The following is an 18688-nucleotide window of genomic DNA, read 5'->3' on the forward strand; positions in this document are numbered from 1 at the left end:
ATCTACCGTTCAGCTCAAAGGCGTATTCTGCACTATACTGCGCTCAACACGATTTACCGGATTACGCTATGCAGAAGACGAAACACGAAGGAAGTATCGAACCCTATCAACACGCGGCCGGCGGCTGGGGCGCGCTGAAGCAGGTGGCGATCAACCTGGTACGCGAGAAGGTCGCCGGGGGCAATTACAAGACCCTGCTCAAACAAAACCAGCCGGACGGTTTCGATTGTCCCGGCTGCGCGTGGCCGGACCGCGAGCACGCCTCCACCTTCGAATTCTGCGAGAACGGCGTCAAGGCCGTCGCGGCCGAAGCCACCAGCAAGCGCGTACGGCCCGACTTCTTCGCCGCCCACACCGTGACCGAACTGCTGGCGCAATCCGACTACCAGCTCGAACAACACGGCCGCCTGACCGACCCGATGGTCTACGACAGCGCCAGCGACAAATACCTGCCCATCGCGTGGGACGACGCCTTCGCGCTGATCGCGCGCCACCTGAAGGCGCTGCCCGATCCGAACCAGGCCACGTTCTACGTCTCCGGCCGCACCGGCAACGAGGCGGCCTTCCTGTTCCAGCTGTTCGTGCGCATGTACGGCACCAACAACTTCCCCGACTGCTCGAACATGTGCCACGAGCCGACCAGCCGCGGCCTGCCGGGCACCGTCGGCACCGGCAAGGGCACGGTGACGCTGGAGGACTTCGAGCACGCCGACACGCTGCTGATCTTCGGCCAGAACCCGGCCACCAACCACCCGCGCATGCTGGGCGAACTGCGCGACTGCGCCAAACGCGGCGCCACCATCGTCTCCATCAACCCGCTGCGCGAGCGCGGGCTGGAACGCTTCACCAGCCCCTCGCATCCGATGGAGATGCTGACCAACGCCAGCACGGAAATCAGCAGCATGTTCGTGCAGCCCAAACTGGGCGGCGACTTCGCGCTGATCAAGGCCATCGCCAAGCGCCTGGTGGAACGCGACGACGCGGCGCTGGCCGCCGGCCAGGCCAGCCTGCTGGACCGCGACTTCATCGCCGCCCACACCACCGGCTACGAAGCCTTCGAGCAGGACCTGCGCGCCCAGGATTGGGACCAGCTGCTGGCCGAATCGGGCGTGCCGCGCGCGCAGATCGAGGCGCTGGCGGAGGTCTACATCAAGGGCAAACGGGTGATCAGCACCTGGGGCATGGGCCTGACCCAGCACAAGGGCGCGGTGGCGACGATCCAGATGCTGTCCAACCTGATGATGATGCGCGGGCATATAGGCCGCCTCGGCGCCGGCCTGTGCCCGGTGCGCGGCCACTCCAACGTGCAGGGCGACCGCACCATGGGCATCGAGGAGAAGCCCACCAAGGCCTTCCTCGACCGCATGCAGAAGGTGTTCGCGTTCGAGCCGCCGCGCGCGCACGGCTACGACACGGTGGAAAGCATCCAGGCCATGTTGGACGGGAAGGTGAAGGTCTTCTTCGGCATGGGTGGCAACTTCGCCATGGCCACGCCGGACACGCCGCTGACCTTCGACGCGCTGCGCGCCTGCGACCTGACGGTGCACGTGGCCACCAAGCTGAATCGCAGCCATCTGGTGCACGGCAACGACGCGCTGATCCTGCCGACACTGGGCCGCACCGAGATCGACATGCAGGCCGGCGTGCCGCAGGGCGTGACGGTGGAGGATTCAATGAGCATGGTCCATCTGTCCTACGGCATGAACCAGCCGGCCTCGGACAACCTGCTGTCCGAGACCATGATCACCGCCCGCATGGCGCACGCCACGCTGGGCAGCGGCAAGGTGGACTGGCTCGCGCTGGGCAGCGACTACGCCCGCATCCGCGACATTATCGAGCAGGTCTTCGACGACTTCCACGACTTCAACGCGCGCGTGGCCAAGCCGGGCGGCTTCCACCTGCGGGTGGCCTCGCGCGAGCGCGAATGGCGCACCGCCAGCGGCAAGGCGCAGTTCCTGCCGCGCGCGGTCGACACCGACACGCCCATCCACCGCGCCCGCGCCCTGCACGGCGAGCGCTTGATGACGCTGATGACGGCGCGCTCGCACGACCAGTACAACACCACCATCTACGGCATGGACGACCGCTATCGCGGCGTGTACGGCCTGCGCCGCGTGGTGTTCATCAACCGCGCCGACCTGGAGATGCTGGGCATGCGCAACGGCCAGTGGGTGGACATCGTCAGCGTGTGGGACGACGGCGTGGAGCGCCGCGCCGAGCGCTTCCTGCTGGTGGAATACGACATCCCGCGCGGCTGCCTGGGTTCCTACTTCCCCGAGACGAACGGCCTGGTTCCGCTGCACAGCACCGCCGACGGCGCCGGCACCCCGACCTCGAAATCGATCCCGGTGCTGCTGCACCTGTCGGCCGAGCAGTCGTCGGCGGAATAGCTAGGTATATTCGACGCAGCCGTCCTGGCGGCAGAAGCTCACCAGCTTGACGCCCGCTTCGACGGCGATATCGATGGCCAGCGTGCTGGGGGCGGAGATAGTCGCCAGCATCGGGATGTGCATGCGCGCCGCCTTGCGCACCAGCTCATAACTGGCGCGGCTGGACATGAAGACGAAACCGCGCCGCATGTCCACGCCGTCGCGCGCCAGGTGGCCGATCAGCTTATCGAGCGCGTTGTGGCGGCCCACGTCCTCGCACACCCGCAGCACGGCGCCGTCGGCGTCGCACCAGGCGGCGGCGTGTACCCCGCCGGTGGCCTGCATCAGCTCCTGGTGCTTGCCCAGCTCCGCCGCCGCGCGGGCGATGGCCGGCGGCAGCGTGTCCGCATCATGCAGCGCCGCCGCGCCGATGCGCGCGGGCTGCAGATCGAGCAGTTCCAGGCTCTCGACGCCGCACACGCCGCAACCGCTGCGGCCCGCCATCGAACGGCGCTGCTGCTTGAGCTGCATGAATTCTTCCTGGGCGATGGTGAGGGCGACCTCGAAGCTGCGCGCATGTTCGCGCTGTTCGATATCGAATACGTCGGCGGCCTTGCTCACCAGTCCCTCGGTGAGCGCGAAACCTAGCGCGAACGCTTCCAGCTCGCGCGGGGTGACCATCATGACGGCGTGCGAGATGCCATTGAAGACCAGCGCCACCGGCATTTCCTCGGCGACGCGGTCGGTGCCGCGAGCGGCGTCCTGCGGCGCGGTGCCGCGCCGGCGCAGCACGGAGCGCTCCTGCAATCCAGATCGTTCCGTCTCTGTCTCAAACTTCATCCCTGCCCCGCTGAATAAGCACAACGGCTTATTCTACACGGGGCGCGGTCACATCACGCGGCGAGTGGTTCGCCGGCCACGCCGTAGTGGCGTGCGTAGCGGCCGTCCAGGTTCGCCAGCGGCAGCAGCAGGAACAGGTCGGCGCTTTCGAAATCAGGATCCCATGCCGGTTCGCCGCAGATCCAGGCGCCCGAACGCACGTAACCCTTCAACAGCGGCGGCACTTGCGGCTTCTGCGCGGCTTCCAGTTTCGAGAACGGGAACGGCAGGTGCGGGGTAACGCGGTATTCGGACGGCGCCAGGTGGGCGCCAACCAGCGACTGGTAGACGGCGACCGCATTGTGGCCGCCATCGGCCAGGCTGATGCTGGCGCAGCCGGCCAGATAGTCGCAGTTCTCGCGGCGCATGTATTCGGCCAGGCCGGACCACAGCAGCATGATGACGCTGCCGCCACGGTAGTCTGGATGAATGCAGGCGCGGCCCGCTTCGACCATGCGGCCACGCAGGTTGTTCAGGCGGCCCAGGTCGAACTCGCCCTCGGAGTAGACGCGTCCCAGCTTGCGCGCACGCGCGGCGCTCAGCAGGCGGTAGGTGCCCACCACCTTGAGCGTGCTCGAATCACGCACGATCAGGTGATCGCAGTGTTCGTCGAATTCGTCGCTGTCCAGGCCATCCTCGCGGACCAGCGAACTCAATCCCATCGTTTCGATGAACACCTTGTAGCGCAAACGCTGAACCTCGCGCAGCTCTTCCGGTGTGCTTGCCATACTGAGTACCAGCTTACCGGACGCTGCTCGCACGTCGGCTTGTATGATCGAAGTTTGCATGCTTCATCCTTTCTGTGGGGAACGAAGCAAGCGTAACGGTCGAATACTTCAAGAAAATGACATCGTGGTGTCAGTTCCGTGACATGGGCCGAAGTGTTGTTTTTTATTTAGTCTTTTTTTGGACGGCCGGTCTTCAGTTGCGGCAGGCCGGACAACACATTTTGCAGCGTGGCAAGGTCGATCTGGCTGATCAGGGCGACGCCGATGCGCAACAATTCGCTCTTTTTGATCTCGAAACCGGCTTTCAGGCAGGCTTTCTTGACCTGGCCGAGCACCGCGTATTCCGCTTCCGGCATGGTGAAGCTGTCGCGCACCAGCTTTTCCTTGCGGGTTTTATCCTTGACGGCTTCCACCGGGGCCGGCTTGGCCACCACTGCCTTCGGCGCGGCCTTGACGGCTGCTTTAGGCGCTGGCTTGGCGGCGGCCTTAGGTGCTGCCTTAGGTGCTGCCTTGACCGCGGCTTTAGGTGCGGCCTTGGGCGCTGCCTTAGGTGCAGCCTTCGGCGCTGCCTTGACCGCTGGCTTGGCGGCGGCCTTCGGTGCGGCTTTCGCGGCGGCCGGCTTGGCTGCCACGGGCTTCACGGTGGCCTTGGCCACCGGCTTGGCGGCAGCCTTGGCGACTGGTTTCACGGCCGGTTTCTTCGGCAGCGCGGGGGCTTTCCCATTCAGGAGGCCATTGACGGTTTTGTTCATACTAACTCCACAATTATTCAACAATATAAACAATATATATCATTTATGATGTTTTTGCTTGTTTTAGCGCAAATGCAAGGCAACGCGGGCAAACAAAACATCGGGGTTGACGGGCTTGCGCAGGAAATCCACGGCCCCCAGGCTGAGCCCCATGGCCTCGTCCTCGGCCAGGCTTTTGGCGGTCAGGAACAGCACCGGTATGCCGCTGCTGTGGGGATCGGCCTTCAGGCGGCGGCAGGTCTCGAAGCCGTCCATCTCAGGCATCATGATGTCGAGCAGGATCAGGTCCACCGGCGAGGCGGCGACGATCTGCAGCGCCGTCGCGCCGCTGGTGGCGACCTTGGTGTTGTATTTGTCCTTCAACAGATTGGCCAGCAGCGTGATGTTGTCCGGCGTGTCGTCGACGATCAGTATCGTGGGGCGGTTGGCTTTGACGTTCATGGGTTCTCCTGTTCCTGTGCGACCGCCGCCAGCAGCGTGCCGGCGGCCTCGAATTCGTAATGCGCCATGTGATTGGCCAGGCGGGTCATCGCCGCCGCCGGCAGCAGGGTCGCCAGCGAGGCGCGCACGCTGCCGAAATAATCCACGCTGTCGCCGCTGAACTCCGCCAGCAGCGCGCGCAACTCGGCCAGCGCCTGGCGCGCGTCGACGATGCCCGGTTCCGCGCGCGGCGGCACCGGCGGCAGCGCCTTCATCGACAATCCCAGCCAGCGCGACAGCGCGCCATACAGGCGCTGCGGATCGACCGGCTTGGTGATGAAGTCCTGCATGCCCTCGTCCATGCACTGCGCCTGCACGCCGGCCAGCGCGTGCGAGGTCACGGCGATCACCGGCAGCTCGTTGAAGCGGCTGTCCTGGCGCAGCAGCCGCGTGGCTTCGTGGCCGTCCATCAGCGGCATGCCCAGGTCCATCAGCACCAGGTCATACGCGTCCGGGCCGGCGGCCCGCAGCAGGTCCAGCGCCTCGCGGCCGTTGCCCGCCACGTCGACCACGATGCCCTGCAGCTCCAGCAGCTCCACCATCACATCCTGGTTGTCGGCGCTGTCCTCCGCCAGCAGCACGCGCGCCGCGCGGCGCGGCGACGCCTGCAAGGTCAGGTCGCCCACCGGTCCCTGGTGCACGGCCGCCTGCACCGACACCGCCGCCGCGTCGGACAGCGCGAACCGCAGCTCGAAATGGAAAGTCGACCCAGAGTCCGGCTCGCTCTCGACGTCGATGCGCCCGCCCATCAGCCGCACCAGCTGCTGCGAGATCGACAGCCCCAGGCCGGTGCCGCCGTAGTGGCGCGTGGTCGAGCCGTTGGCCTGGCTGAAGGCGCGGAACAGCTTGGCCTTCTGCTGCTGCGTCATGCCGATGCCGGTGTCGCGCACCGAGAAGCGCAGCGTGGCCTGGCCGTCCGGCGCGCGCTCCGCGCCCGGCTCGCAGCGCAGTTCCAGCTCGCCCTCGGCGGTGAACTTGACCGCGTTGTTGACCAGGTTGACCAGCACCTGCCCCAGTCGCAGCGGGTCGCCCACCAGGTAGCGCGGCACGCCCGGCGCGGTCGTGACCAGGTAGCGCAGGTGCTTGTCCTCGGCGCGCTGCGCGGTCACGCTGGAGACGTGGGCCAGCACGTCCTCCAGCGCGAACGGGATGGCTTCCACGTCCAGCCGCCCCGCCTCGATCTTGGAGAAATCCAGGATGTCGTTGATGATCCCCAGCAGCGACAAGGCCGCGCGGTGGATCTTGCTGATGTAGTCGAACTGCTTGGGCGTCATCTCGGTGCGCAGCGCCAGGTAGGCCATGCCGATCACGGCGCTCATCGGCGTGCGGATCTCGTGGCTCATATTGGCCAGGAACTCGGACTTGGCGATGTTGGCCGCCTCGGCCGCGATGTTGGCGTTGACCAGTTTCTGTTCGCGCTCGCGGCGGTCGCTGATGTCGCGGATGAAGGCGCAGAACTCGACGTTGTCCGGCCCTTCCGACCTGACGTGGGTGATCGCCAGCTCGATCGGGAACTCGCTGCCGTCGCGCCGCAGCGCCGCCACCTCGATGCGCGTGTCGAGCACCTGGGCCGGGCCGTTGCCGGCCATGTAGCGCTGGATGCCGCGCCGGTGGTCGTAGCGGTAGCGCGGCGGGATGATGGTCTGGTCCAGCGCCAGTCCCAGCGCCTCCTCGCGGCTCCAGCCGAAGATGCGCTCGGCCTGCGCGTTCCAGCCGACGATGCGGCCGGCCAGGTCCATGCGCACCACCGCGTCGAGCGCCGTGTCCAGGATGGCCTGAAGCTTGGCCTGGCTGTCGCCCAGCTGCCGCAGGGAGGTGGTCACTTCCCGGGTGCGGGCGGCGATGCGCAGTTCCAGGTCGCTGTTCAACTCGCGCAGCTCGGATTCGGCGTCGCGCAGGCGGGTCAGCGTGTCGCGGAAGCGCAGCACGGCGCCGGACAGCCGGCCCACCTGGTCTTCGCGGTCGATGCCGGACAGCTTGATGTCGGTCTCGCCGCGCGTCAGCTTTTCAAGGCCGGCCTGGATGTCGGCGAACGGCCGCGCCGCGCGCCGGCCCACCATGAAGATCGACAGCACGATGCCCAGCGCCAGCAGCAGGTTGGCCGCCACCGTGTTGTAAAGCTGGCGCCGCAGGTCCTGGTCGATCTGCTGGCGCGAGAAGGCCAGCTCGATCGAGCCGACCGCATAGCTGCGCCGCACGTCGGTGAAGCTGATATCGCGCCGCACCTTGATCGCGGCCACCGGCTCGCGCAGCGGCGAGACGTAGCTGGCCAGCTCCGCGCCGTTGGGCGCCAGCACCCGCAGCACCAACACTTCCGGCGTGGCGCCGGAGGCGTCGACCACGCTGGAGACGGCCGCGCTGTTGATGTCGAACAGCGGCCGCGCCAGCGCCTGCGACAACACCGCCGCCAGCCGCTCGGCGCGTTCGCGCAGGTTCTGTTCGGCCTCGCTCTTGAGCGTCTGCAGCACGTAGGTAGTGTAGATGGCGGTCGACAGCGTCACCGAGACGAAGATCCCGAACCCCAGCCGCAGCAGGATGTTGCGGCGCCACGCGCCGCGCAGGCGCGCCAGCGGGCCGCCGCTCAACGCAGGGCCCCGCGTATCAATGGCGCACTCCCTCGGCCGCTTCCAGCTTGCGGTAGGCCGCGCTGTTGCGGGCTTCCTCGATCGCGCGCCAGATGCGCTCCGCCAGCTGCGGGCGCGACGCCACCATGCCGTGCGACAGGATCAGAAAGTACGGTTTTTCGATGATGGGGATCGGCAGTTCCTCCAGCTGCGGCGCCAGCGGGCCGTGCATCAAGCCGTTGGCGTCGCTGCCGCCGATGGCCGCCGCCGCCACGCGCCCGGCGATCAGCTTGCGCGCCAGTTCGTCGGCGCGCTGGCTGCCCTCGTCCACCTCGACGTTCTGCGCGCGCAGCACGTCGCCCACCGAATAGCCAAGCTGGAAACCGATGGCGCCATCGAGGTTGTGGAAGCTCTTGCCGTCCCATTCCACCTTGCTGCCTTTTCGGCGCACCACCATGTAGCTATCAATGTGCATGCGTTTGCTGGCGTCGATCTGCTGGCCGCCGGGATATTCGCCCAGCTCGCGCCGATCCGGCTTGTAGCTGACGGCGAAGGCGCCGTCGACGGTGTTGGATTTGAGCTCGGCCAGGCAGCGCTTCCACGGGACGGCCTGGTAATCGAAGCGGATGTCGAGCTGCTGCTCGACCATCTTCAGCAGCGCGAAATTGAGGCCGCCACCCTGCTTCGTGCGCCACGGCGGGACGTCCTGCTGCTCGAAGCACAGGACGACCGTCTCCTTGCCGGCGGCGCCGGCGGCCGGAGACAGCAACGACAGCGCCAACAGCGCGCCGGCGCAGCTGCGATGTATGGCGTGCTTCCTCATAGACCTCCCTGGCGCTCAGCCGATAGTGCGTATGCTGAAGTCTACCCCAACTTCATCCCACTGCTCCTGCTCCTTCTCCAGCCAGTAGGACAGGGTCGGATGGTCGCCTATCCATTCGCGGCGGATTTCCAGCTCGATGCGGCTCTTCATGCGCAGCTTGATCAGGGTGAAGTCGATGTCCAGCCGCGAGTGCATGAACAGCACCGCCAGCCGCAGCGCCACCACCGCCTTGGTGAAATCCGGCTCCGCCAGCGCGTCGACCACCTTGCGCAGGTTGCCCTTGTGCGCGGCGATCATGCGGGCCATGGTCTTCTGCTCGCGCGAGGTGAAGCCCGGCAGGTCGGCGTTCTCGATCATGTAGGCGGCGTGCTTGTGGTAGCCGGTGTGCGACACCACCATGCCCATCTCGTGCAGCAGCGCGCTCCAGTACAAATGGCGCGTGTACTGGTCGCTGGACGGCTTGGTCTGCGCGTACAGGGCCAGCGCGTCGTCGGCCACGCGGTTGGCGCGCCGTTCGTCGCAATGGAACTTGAGCAGGCAGGCCTGCACCGATTGCTCGCGGCGGTCACGCTTGGTCGAGCGCAGGTGCAGGTCCCACATCACGCCCATGCGCAGGCCGGCCTCGATCGGCTGCACCACCGGGATATCGAGCTCGCGCACCAGGCCAATCAGGATCGCCAGGCCGCCGATGATGGTGGCGGCGCGGTCGGGACGCAGGCCCGCCATCTCGATCCGGCTGACGTGGCCGAATTCGATGAAGCGCTGTTTGAGGGCGCTGAGGGTCTCGGCGTTGACTTCGCGCCCGATGCCGTTCTTGACGATGATGTCGGCGATGGTGCGGGCGGTGCCGGACGAGCCGTAGCACTGCTTCCAGAACTGCGGATGGTAAGGCGGCGCGGCGTCCTCGAAATGGCTGCGCGCCGACAGGATGGCCGCCTCGAACGACGGCGCGTCGACCCGGCCGCCGATGAAGAACGACAGGCTTTGCTTGACCGTGCCCACGCTGAACGATTCGACCTGCTCGATTTCCTGGCCGCGTCCCAGTATCAGTTCGGTGGAGCCGCCACCGATGTCGATCACCAGCCGCCGTTCGCCCGGCAGCGCCAGCGCGTTGGCCACGCCCATGTAGATCAGGCGCCCCTCCTCCTCGCCGGAGATGATCTCGATCGGATAACCGATGGCCAGTTCGGCCTCCGGCAGGAAGGCGGCGGAATTGCGCGCCACGCGCATGGCCGACGTGGCGACCACGCGCACGCCATCGAGGCGGTAGGCGGCCAGCACGGCGCGGAAGTTCTTCAGGCAGGCCAGCGCGGTTTGCATGGCGGCGGGGGTCAGGTTGCCCTGTTCGTCCAGGCCCGCGGCCAGGCGGATCGGTTCGCGCACGGATTTCAGGACGCGGATCGCCTCCCCGTCATGCTTGCCGATGTGGAGGCGAAAACTGTTGGAACCCAGATCTACTGCTGCGTACATATTTGGAAGCCTCTCTCGGCACACGGCAACGAAGGCTCGCGGGTGAATCAAACTAAACGATTTACATGATTATAATCACGATAAGCGCAGTTTGTTACCGGCTGATGACAGTGGTGTGGCTATTCAGGCAGGCAGCGTGCCCGCCTGCGCCTCGGCCACGCGGTTGCGGCCCGCCTGCTTGGCCGCCTGCAGCGCCTCGTCGGCGCGCTTGAACAGGCTGATGGTGGTGTCGTCGGCGCGGATGGTGGTCACGCCCAGGCTGGCGGTCATGTTGATGACGGCCTTCCCGGCCTTGACCGGCAGCGCGGCGACCGCGTTGCGGATACGCTCGGCCACCATCAGCGCGTCCTCCTGCGAGGTGCGCGGCAGCTGGATGGCGAATTCGGCGCCACCCAGGCGGCCCATCAAATCGCTGTCGCGCAGCTGCTTCTTGCAGACGTCGACCATGGCCTTGAGCACCTGGTCGCCCACCGGATGGCCGTAGCTGTCGTTGACGCGCTTGAAGTGATCGAGGTTGAGGATGATCAGCGCGGTCGGCATGCCGGGACGGCGCGCCAGCGCGATCCACGGCGTCAGCGTCTGGTAGAAGCCGCGCCGGTTGGGCACGTCGGTCAGCGCGTCGACCACCTCCAGCCGGGCCAGTTCGGCCAGTTGCTGTTCACGGCCCAGCAGCAGGTAGGCGAAGGCGCTGTTGATCATCATCAGGTACAGCGCGCCGATGCCCACGCCCTGGACGATGGCCGGGCTGACCCAGCCCCAGCCCTCCGGCATCAGCAGCGTCAGCAGGCCGCGCGCGATCACGGCCAGCGCCAGCAGCAGCGAGGACAGCACCAGGTAACGACGCAGCAGCGTGCCGGCGCTCCAGCCCCGGCCCAGCGCGGCGGCGCCGGCGATGGTAAACAGGCCGATCACCAGCGAGCCGATGGCGATGCGATCGGCGGGCGGCAGTTCCAGCAGCCAGGCGCCGGTGAACACGCCGGTGGCCGCGCCCAGCGCCGGCAGCAGGTAGCGCCGCCACACGCGGCGGCCGGCCTGCTCCCACAACGCGGAGGCGTCCAGCGCGAAACCGGCGAACAGCACGCCGTTGGCGATCGGGATGGTCAGGAAGTCCGGCAGCGTGCCGCGCAGGTACAGCAGGGCCCAGGCCAAGGCCTGGCACTGCTTGGCCATGCCCCAGGTGGAACTGGCCGGCGCCAGGCCGGCTCGGCGGCGCTCCTGCTCATAAAAGAACAGCGCCGCGCACAGGCTCAGATTGCCCAGCGCCAGCGCCAGTACCAGGGTTTTTATATCCATGACCTGCGGCGGGTCAGACCTCGTGCTCGACGTTGGTGCTGCCGTCGCCCATCTTGCTGGCCCAGGCCTGGGCGAAGTATGCTTTTTCGTCCTCGGTCGGCGCGTCGTGCCAGAACACGATCAGCGTGCCCTTGTGGTCGTGCAGCTGGCTGACTTTCTCGATGAAGGCCTGCTTGCCGGCCATGTCGGCCAGCGCCACCACGTAGCCGTAGACGCGGGTCAGGCGCTCCAGGCGGTCTGGCTCGGTGAAACTGTTGGTGGCGGTCAGCGTAGGGTGGTCTAAAAACATCGTCTCGTTCTCCATGGGGGCCGCCGGAAGGGGCTGGCCTGTGCTATCGCCAATGTACCTACAATTGTTGCTTCTGTAAATGCAATGTGGCTTACTGGCCGGCATGCTACTATAAAACGCCCCCGTAAATCCACAATACGCCCCTTGACCCAGTCTTCCCACCGGCCGCAAGTGCACACGCGCGGCGACAAACGTTCGCTGGAATTCCAGCCCGGCATGATCCAGAGCGAGATGCGGCTGTCGCGGCCGGACGACCTGGTGCTCAGCTATGCGCGCGCCATGATGTGCTTCGTGCTGTTCCACCCCAGGCCCGAGCACATCGTCATGGTCGGGCTGGGCGGCGGTTCGCTGGCCAAGTTCTGTTACCGCTACCTGCCGCACAGCCGCATCACCGTGCTGGAGCTGCGCGCCGACGTGATCGCGCTGCGAGAGCAGTTCGCCATCCCGCGCGACAACGCCCGCTTCCGCATCATCCAGGCCGACGCGGCCGCCTACATGCCCACGCTCAGCGGCGCGGCCGACGTGCTGCTGGTGGACGGCTTCGACGCCGACGGCCTGCCGCCGGCTCTGGGCAGCGCCAGCTTCTACGCCGACTGCCGGCGCGCGCTGCGGCCCGGCGGCGTGATGGTGGCCAATATCTTCAGCTACGATCCGCAGTACGGGCCCATGCTGCGGCGCTTGCGCGAGACTTTCCAGGGCCGCATCTGCTGGTTCCGTGGCATCGCCGGCAACAACCGCATCCTGTTCGCGGTCAAGGGCGGCAAGCCGTCGCCGGCGCTGGCCATGCAGCAGAAGGTGGCGCGCAGCCACGGCCTGGGCTTCGCCCTGCTCAACCGCCTGCTGGCGCACTGGATCGTGCTGCGGCTGCGCTGGAACCATGAGCGCTCCGGCGCGGACTAGCCTGAAAACGTGGCTTGTATAAGACAATCCAGGGGCCAATGACTGTCCTGGGAGCATGAGTTATGCCACACTAGGCTCATCCGCCTGCCCTGCCGTCCATACCCCGAAAGCGCCGCATGCCGCTGTTTTCCAAGTCGCCGCCGATCTCGCTGGCCGCCATGCTGACGCTGGTCACCGGACTGGCAGTGACGGGCATGCTGTTCGTGGCCGTCAGCGCGCTGGAATACGGCAAGATGGAGCTCGCTTTCCAGCAACGCGCCCAGGCGCGCGCGGCCGCCATCCGCAGCGGCCTGGACGACACGCTCGAGCTGGTCACCATCATCAACGACCTATTCAAGTCGGTGGGCCCGGTCAGCCGCGAGCAGTTCGGCGACTTCACCCGGCCGCTGCTGGCGCGCTATCCTTTTGTGCAAGCTTTCAATTTCCACCGCGTGCTGACCGACGAGGAGGCGCGCCGCCACGAGGCCGCGCTGCGCGAGCGCTATCCCGGCTACGCCATGTTCGACGGCGGCCGCCTGCCGCTGTCGTCGCGGCCCCGGCACGCCATCGTCGATTATCTGGAACCGATGCACGGCAACGAGGCGGCGTTCGGGCTGGACGTGATGTCGCTGGGGCCGATGTCCAACACCGTCAACCAGGCGGTGGCGGCCGGCACCACGCTGGCCACGCCGCTGCTGAGGCTGGCGCAGGAACGGGGCAACCAGAAAGGCTTCGTGTTGCTGATGCCGGTCTACCGGCCGGGCGCGCAGACCGCCACGGCCGAACAACGGCGCGCGGCGTGGATAGGCAGCACCGGCGCCGTCATCCGCTCCACCGACTTGATCCAGAAGATATTGCACGGCGCCGGCCTGCTGGACGACAGCTCGCTGGTGGTGCGGGTGTACGTGGGCGACGATGTCCGGCCGGACAACCTGATCTACAGCCTGGGCCAGCCGGTCGGACAGGCGGTGGCGGCCAAGCCGCTGCAGCGCTGGCTGGCGTTCGACTACCACGACGTCTACACCCGCACCTTCAGCGCGGCCGGCAAGGCCTGGCACGTGCAGGTGACGCCGCTGCCGCGCCCCTTCCTGGCCAATCACCTGGGTTCGCTGTCCACGCTGCTGGGCGGGCTGCTGTTCTCGCTGCTGACGGCGGCCTTCGTCAATTCGCTGGCGCGGCGCTCGGTGCGCGTGCAGCGGCTGGTGGACGAGCGCACCCGCGCGCTCCAGCTCAGCAACGAGCGCCTGAACGAAGACGTGGCGGCCCGCGCGCGCACCGAGCAGGCGCTGCAGGAAAGCGAGCTGCGCTTCCGCCGCCTGCTGGCGCTGTCATCGGACTGGTACTGGGAGCAGGACGAGCAATTCCGCTTCACCAGCATCACCGGCGGCTTCTTCGACAAGGGCAAGCAGGACCCGGACCATTTCATGGGCAAGACGCGCTGGGAACACCATCCCGAGATGCGGCAGGCGCGCTGGGGCCAGGACCACATCGCGCTGCTGCAAGCCCACCTGCCCTTCCTCAATTTCGAATACGCGCTGGCCGGCACCGACGGCCAGCAGCACTGGTTCAGCATCAGCGGCGAGCCCTTGTTCGACCACGACGGCGTGTTCAAGGGCTATCGCGGCACCGGCACCGACATCACCGAGCGCAAGCAGTCCGAGCAGCGCATCCACCACATCGCCCACCACGACGTGCTGACCGGCCTGCCCAACCGCGTGCTGCTGCAGGACCGGCTGACGCAGGCGGCCGCCTTCGCCAACCGCAGCGGCAACCCGCTGTGGGTCATGCTGATCGACCTGGACCGCTTCAAGTTCGTCAACGACAGCCTGGGGCACAAGGCCGGCGACCAGTTGCTCAAGACCGTGGCCCTGCGCCTGCAGGACAGCGTGCGCGAGAGCGACACCGTGGCGCGGCTGTCCGGCGACGAGTTCGTCGCCATCCTGACCGAATACCCGGACGAGGCGTTGTCGCTGGACGTCACGCAGCGCATCATGCGGGCGGTGGCGCAGCCGGTGCTGCTGGAGGGGAAGGAGTTCTTCGTCACCTGCTCGATCGGCGTGGCGGTGTACGACCCGGACGGCATGCCGGCGCAGCGCCTGATCGAGCATGCCGACATCGCCATGTACCGCGCCAAGAAACTGGGCCGCAACAACACGCAGTTCTACCAGCCGGCCATGAACGAGGAGGCGCTGGAGCGGGTGCGCATCGAGACCGCGCTGCGCAGCGCGCTGGAGCGCGACGAGTTCGTGCTGCACTACCAGCCGCAGGTGGACCTCGGCAGCGGCCGCATCGTCGGCATGGAGGCGCTGATACGCTGGCGCCATCCCGAGCTGGGCATGGTGGCGCCCGACCGCTTCATCGGGCTGGCCGAGGAGACCGGGCTGATCGTGCCGATCGGCGCCTGGGTGCTGCGGGTGGCGTGCGCGCAGGCCAAGGCGTGGCAGGACGCGGGCTTCGGGCCGTTGCGGATCGCGGTCAACCTGTCGCCGCGCCAGTTCGGCGAGCCGAACCTGCTTGCCTCGATCACCGAGGTGCTGGAGCGGACCGGCCTGCCGCCGTCCTGTCTGGACATCGAGCTCACCGAGGGCTTGTTCATGCACGACGTGGCGCTGGCGGTGGAGCTGCTGCACAAGTTGAAGGCGCTGGGGCTGGCGTTGTCGATCGACGATTTCGGCACCGGGTATTCGAGCTTTTCCTACCTGCGCAGGTTCCCGATCGACGTGCTGAAGATAGACCGCTCCTTCGTCAGCGACATCGGCGACGGCGACGAGGCGGCCATCGTGGTATCCATTATCGCGCTGGCGCACAACCTCAAGCTGCGCGTGATCGCCGAGGGCGTGGAAACCGCAGCCCAGCTGGACTACCTGCGGCTGCACGGCTGCGACGAGATCCAGGGCTATTACTTCAGCCGGGCGGTGCCGGCCGAGGCCTTCGGGCAGATGCTGACGGAGGGCAGGAATCTGCCGCGTTTGATTGCTAATAAGGGTTAGCCCACACGGGAAGTTCTCCATCCTGCTGGAAGACAGACTCAATCTTCTTCCCGCTGCGAACGTCGTAGAGAATCAATGTCCCGGCGAAGTGCCTTCCTCCACAATCTATCCCGACCTTTTCCCCATCTTCCCAAAACCAATAGTCACGTATAAACGGCTGGCATTCGATAGATCGGAGGTTACCGTCGCGGTAGACGGTGAGACGGCTAGCCCCTGGCCCTGAGTCGCCTTCCGCAGTCCACGTATTCTCTACCAGCCACGCCGCAGTGCGGCCATCTTTCGACAATTCCGCCCGGGTGGTTCGCCCGCCGCGGGTTAGCTGCCTATCCTTCCCATCCCGGGTGACCGCGTGAATATTTCCAGCTTTGTCCGCATAAACACGTTTCAAAACAATTTCGCGCGCCGATATATTGGTCGCAAATAGGAACAAGAAGCCATAAATAAGGCTCTTCATTTTCAGGCCAGCTTGCGGCGCCGCTTCTTGGGCGCCAGCATGGTGCCGGTGCAGCCGGGTGCGCCGCAGCGGCAGGCGAAGGAGCGCTTGATCGCCGGCGTGTGGCGGCCTTCGTAGATCAGCGGGTAGGAGTAGCTCAACTCCTCGCCGCATTTGATGTCGTGCAGCGCGTAGATGTAGATGCGGCCCTCGTCTTCGATGGCCTGGCAGTTGGGCTCGCACGAGTGGTTGATGAAGCGCGCCTCGTTGCCCTCATCGCCGCCGTCGATGACGTTGCCGTTGGCCAGGCTGAAGAAGAAGGTGTGGTTGTGCGGCATGTCCTGCGCGGCCGCGCGTTCCAGCGCCTCGGGCCAGGTGATCTCGCGGCCCGTGTATTCGATCACGCATTCGCTGACCGCGATGTCGCGATTGGCGAACACGCCCCGCCCGTGCACCGGCGAGGTCTTGACGATGTACGCCGGCTGGTCGGACAGCACCGCCGGACTTTCCATTACATTTTCAGTCAACATAGGTCGGCTCAGTTGGCATCGCCGCCGGGCGGCTTGAACAGGTCTTCCAGCTCGGCGCGGCTGGTGGGCTTGCGCACCACGCCGCGCCGGCCGCTGAATTCGTCTTCGATATTGTCGCGATAGTAGCTCCACGCGGCAGCCGAGGTCGACAGCTTGCGCCACACCTCGTTGCCCACGCCCGAGTAGTCGATGGCGACGCCATCGTCGAACTCCACGCGCAGCATGCGCTCGCGCGCATCATATCCGATGGCGCGCAGCTTGCCGGCGTTGATGCGTTTCATTTCCATACCGCCTCCTCAGGCCTTGCGCGCTCCGTGGACCATCTGGCGCGCCTGCTTGCGCAGCAGGGCCTGGTCCCAGCGCTGTTTCTGCTCTTCGGTTTCCGGCACCAGCGTCGGCACCTCGACCGGCTTGCGGTGCTCGTCCACCGCCACCATCGTAAAGTAGCAGCTATTCGCGTGGCGCACCAGACGTTGCTGAATGTTTTCCGTGACCACGCGGATGCCCACCTCCATCGACGTGCGGCCGGTGTAGTTGATCGACGCCAGGAAGGTCACCAGCTCGCCCACATGGATCGGCTGCAGGAACATCACCTGATCCACCGACAGCGTCACCACGTAGCTGCCCGAGTAGCGGCTGGCGCAGGCGTAGGCCACGCTGTCGAGATATTTCAGGATGGTGCCGCCGTGGACGTTGCCGGAGAAATTGGCCATGTCCGGCGTCATCAGGACGGTCATGCTCAGTTCGTGGGCGGTCCAGCTCATCGGTTTTTGCATTGCATACTCCATAGTTGTTTTCTCCATGCTATCCGCTAAGCTTGTCATTCGCAAATAGTTATCAAAAACCACTAGCTTTATCGTATGCTTTGCGCTTCACGAAAAAAGGAGCAACCATGAAATGGAAAGTCCTGGCCGCCAGTCTCATGCTCGGCATGGCCGCCACCGCCCACGCCGTCACGGCGGACGAGGTCCACACCTTCACGCTGGCCAATGGCATGAAGTTCATCGTGCTCGAATCGCACACCATCCCCAACGCCAATATGTACACGTTCTGGAAGGTCGGCTCGCGCAATGAGGCGCCCGGCATCACCGGCCTGTCGCACTTCTTCGAACACATGATGTTCAACGGCTCCAAGCACTTCGGCCCGAAAATGTTCGACCGCACCATGGAAGCCAAGGGCGGCTCCAACAACGCCTACACCAGCAACGACCTGACCGTGTACCAGGACTGGTTCCCGGCGGCGTCGTTGGAAACCATCTTCACGCTGGAAAGCGACCGCATCGCCCACCTGACGATCGACCCGAAAATGGTCGCCAGCGAGCGCGGCGTGGTGCTGTCCGAGCGCAGCACCGGGCTGGAGAACTCGAACATCCGCGCGCTGCACGAGGAAGTCAACGGCGTCGCCTTCCAGGCCCATCCGTATTCGTGGCCGGTGATCGGCCATGAGTCCGACATCAAGGCCTGGACCCAGGAAGACCTGCAGCGCTACTTCAACACCTATTACGCGCCCAATAACGCGGTGTCGGTGATCGTCGGCGACGTCAAGGCCGACGAGGTGAAGAAGCTGGCCACCAAATATTTCGGCGGCATTCCGAAGCGCGCGCTGCCGCCCGCCGTGCGCACCGTGGAGCCTGAACAGAAAGGCGAACGCCGCGTGTTCGTCGCCAAGGAATCGGCCACCTCGGCCAACCTGGCGATCGCCTACAAGGTCCCGGCCGCCAACAGCCCCGACTACTACGCGTTGGAAGTGCTGCAGAGCATACTGGGCGAAGGCAAGACCTCACGCCTGTACAAGGCGCTGGTCGAGCAGCAGCTGGCCACGCAGGTCAGCGCCAGCAGCATGGATGGCTTCGATCCGGGCCTGCTGTACCTGTCGGCGGTGGCCACCGCCAAGACGCCGCCGGCCCAGCTGGAACAGGCGCTGCTGGCCGAGGTCGACAACCTGGTCAAGAACGGCGTAACCGCCGACGAGCTGCAAAAGGTGAAGAACCAGAAGCTGCTGAACCTGTACCGCGAACAGGAAACCATCAACGGCAAGGCCCAGCAACTGGGCAACTACGAGGTGTTCTTCGGCGACTACAAGAAGATGTTCGACGCCCCGGCCGCCTACGAAAAACTGACGCCGGCCGATATCCAGGCCGTCGCCGCCAAATACCTGAAAAAATCGCAGCGCACCGTCGGCGTGCTGGCTGCGAAGGAGGACTGATAC

At 66.0% G+C, this 18688-nt stretch carries 17 protein-coding genes; 4 read left to right on the forward strand and 13 right to left on the reverse strand.

Features of this window, described 5'->3' with window-relative positions:
* Window positions 1-68 precede the first annotated feature (68 nt).
* Entirely contained in the window at window positions 69-2390 is a 2322-nt protein-coding gene (locus ACUJB0_RS25845) for an FdhF/YdeP family oxidoreductase (protein WP_444847743.1), read from the forward strand.
* Here the strand turns inward: ACUJB0_RS25845 and fdhD are convergent, their stop codons facing one another.
* From fdhD to ACUJB0_RS25890, 9 genes are all read right to left on the reverse strand, one after another.
* Window positions 2391-3209 (reverse strand): formate dehydrogenase accessory sulfurtransferase FdhD, encoded by an 819-nt coding sequence (gene fdhD / locus ACUJB0_RS25850; RefSeq protein ID WP_444847744.1) that lies wholly within the window; start codon window positions 3207-3209, stop codon window positions 2391-2393.
* 53 nt (window positions 3210-3262) lie between these two features.
* Window positions 3263-4036 (reverse strand): GNAT family N-acetyltransferase, encoded by a 774-nt coding sequence (locus ACUJB0_RS25855; protein ID WP_176361763.1) that lies wholly within the window; start codon window positions 4034-4036, stop codon window positions 3263-3265.
* Between the two features lie 107 nt (window positions 4037-4143).
* Window positions 4144-4728 carry a hypothetical protein gene (locus ACUJB0_RS25860; RefSeq protein ID WP_444847745.1) on the reverse strand — a complete coding sequence of 195 codons (585 nt, stop codon included), beginning with the start codon at window positions 4726-4728 and terminating at the stop codon, window positions 4144-4146.
* A 63-nt stretch (window positions 4729-4791) separates the two neighbouring features.
* Window positions 4792-5169: a response regulator gene (locus ACUJB0_RS25865; RefSeq protein WP_161090839.1), complete on the reverse strand. Its 378-nt coding sequence runs from the start codon at window positions 5167-5169 to the stop codon at window positions 4792-4794.
* Entirely contained in the window at window positions 5166-7793 is a 2628-nt protein-coding gene (locus ACUJB0_RS25870; RefSeq protein WP_444847746.1) for an ATP-binding protein, read from the reverse strand. The genes ACUJB0_RS25865 and ACUJB0_RS25870 overlap by 4 nt, the downstream gene beginning before the upstream one ends.
* Before the next feature lie 16 nt (window positions 7794-7809).
* Entirely contained in the window at window positions 7810-8595 is a 786-nt protein-coding gene (locus tag ACUJB0_RS25875) for a substrate-binding periplasmic protein (RefSeq protein ID WP_444847747.1), read from the reverse strand.
* Between the two features lie 15 nt (window positions 8596-8610).
* Window positions 8611-10065, reverse strand: a complete 1455-nt coding sequence (locus tag ACUJB0_RS25880; protein ID WP_444847748.1) for a Ppx/GppA phosphatase family protein — start codon at window positions 10063-10065, stop codon at window positions 8611-8613.
* A gap of 123 nt (window positions 10066-10188) precedes the next feature.
* The gene (locus ACUJB0_RS25885; protein WP_444847749.1) at window positions 10189-11358 is read right to left on the reverse strand and encodes a GGDEF domain-containing protein; all 1170 of its coding nucleotides are present in this window, start codon (window positions 11356-11358) and stop codon (window positions 10189-10191) included.
* Window positions 11359-11371: 13 nt separating this feature from the next.
* The gene (locus tag ACUJB0_RS25890; protein ID WP_028819676.1) at window positions 11372-11647 is read right to left on the reverse strand and encodes a hypothetical protein; all 276 of its coding nucleotides are present in this window, start codon (window positions 11645-11647) and stop codon (window positions 11372-11374) included.
* A 144-nt stretch (window positions 11648-11791) separates the two neighbouring features.
* Here ACUJB0_RS25890 and ACUJB0_RS25895 point away from each other — a divergent pair, with 144 nt between their 5' ends.
* On the forward strand, window positions 11792-12547 hold the full coding sequence (locus ACUJB0_RS25895; RefSeq protein ID WP_506737538.1) for a spermine/spermidine synthase domain-containing protein: 756 nt from the start codon (window positions 11792-11794) through the stop codon (window positions 12545-12547).
* 116 nt (window positions 12548-12663) lie between these two features.
* Window positions 12664-15516 (forward strand): bifunctional diguanylate cyclase/phosphodiesterase, encoded by a 2853-nt coding sequence (locus tag ACUJB0_RS25900; protein WP_444847750.1) that lies wholly within the window; start codon window positions 12664-12666, stop codon window positions 15514-15516.
* Here ACUJB0_RS25900 and ACUJB0_RS25905 read toward each other — a convergent pair.
* The 4 genes from ACUJB0_RS25905 to ACUJB0_RS25920 are packed head-to-tail and all read right to left on the reverse strand — an operon-like array spanning window position 15503 to window position 17255.
* Window positions 15503-15970 (reverse strand): hypothetical protein, encoded by a 468-nt coding sequence (locus tag ACUJB0_RS25905; protein WP_444847751.1) that lies wholly within the window; start codon window positions 15968-15970, stop codon window positions 15503-15505. The two genes, ACUJB0_RS25900 and ACUJB0_RS25905, sit on opposite strands and share 14 nt — an antisense overlap.
* 2 nt (window positions 15971-15972) lie before the next feature.
* Window positions 15973-16461, reverse strand: a complete 489-nt coding sequence (locus tag ACUJB0_RS25910) for an SET domain-containing protein (protein ID WP_444847752.1) — start codon at window positions 16459-16461, stop codon at window positions 15973-15975.
* A 26-nt stretch (window positions 16462-16487) separates the two neighbouring features.
* Window positions 16488-16766, reverse strand: a complete 279-nt coding sequence (locus ACUJB0_RS25915) for a KTSC domain-containing protein (protein ID WP_444847753.1) — start codon at window positions 16764-16766, stop codon at window positions 16488-16490.
* 9 nt (window positions 16767-16775) lie between these two features.
* Window positions 16776-17255: an acyl-CoA thioesterase gene (locus tag ACUJB0_RS25920; protein WP_117009770.1), complete on the reverse strand. Its 480-nt coding sequence runs from the start codon at window positions 17253-17255 to the stop codon at window positions 16776-16778.
* Between the two features lie 116 nt (window positions 17256-17371).
* Between ACUJB0_RS25920 and ACUJB0_RS25925 the strand changes: the two genes are divergently transcribed.
* On the forward strand, window positions 17372-18685 hold the full coding sequence (locus ACUJB0_RS25925) for a M16 family metallopeptidase (RefSeq protein ID WP_444847754.1): 1314 nt from the start codon (window positions 17372-17374) through the stop codon (window positions 18683-18685).
* Window positions 18686-18688 lie beyond the last annotated feature (3 nt).

This window comes from Duganella caerulea (assembly GCF_040362985.1).
Lineage (GTDB): Bacteria > Pseudomonadota > Gammaproteobacteria > Burkholderiales > Burkholderiaceae_D > Rugamonas > Rugamonas vulcania.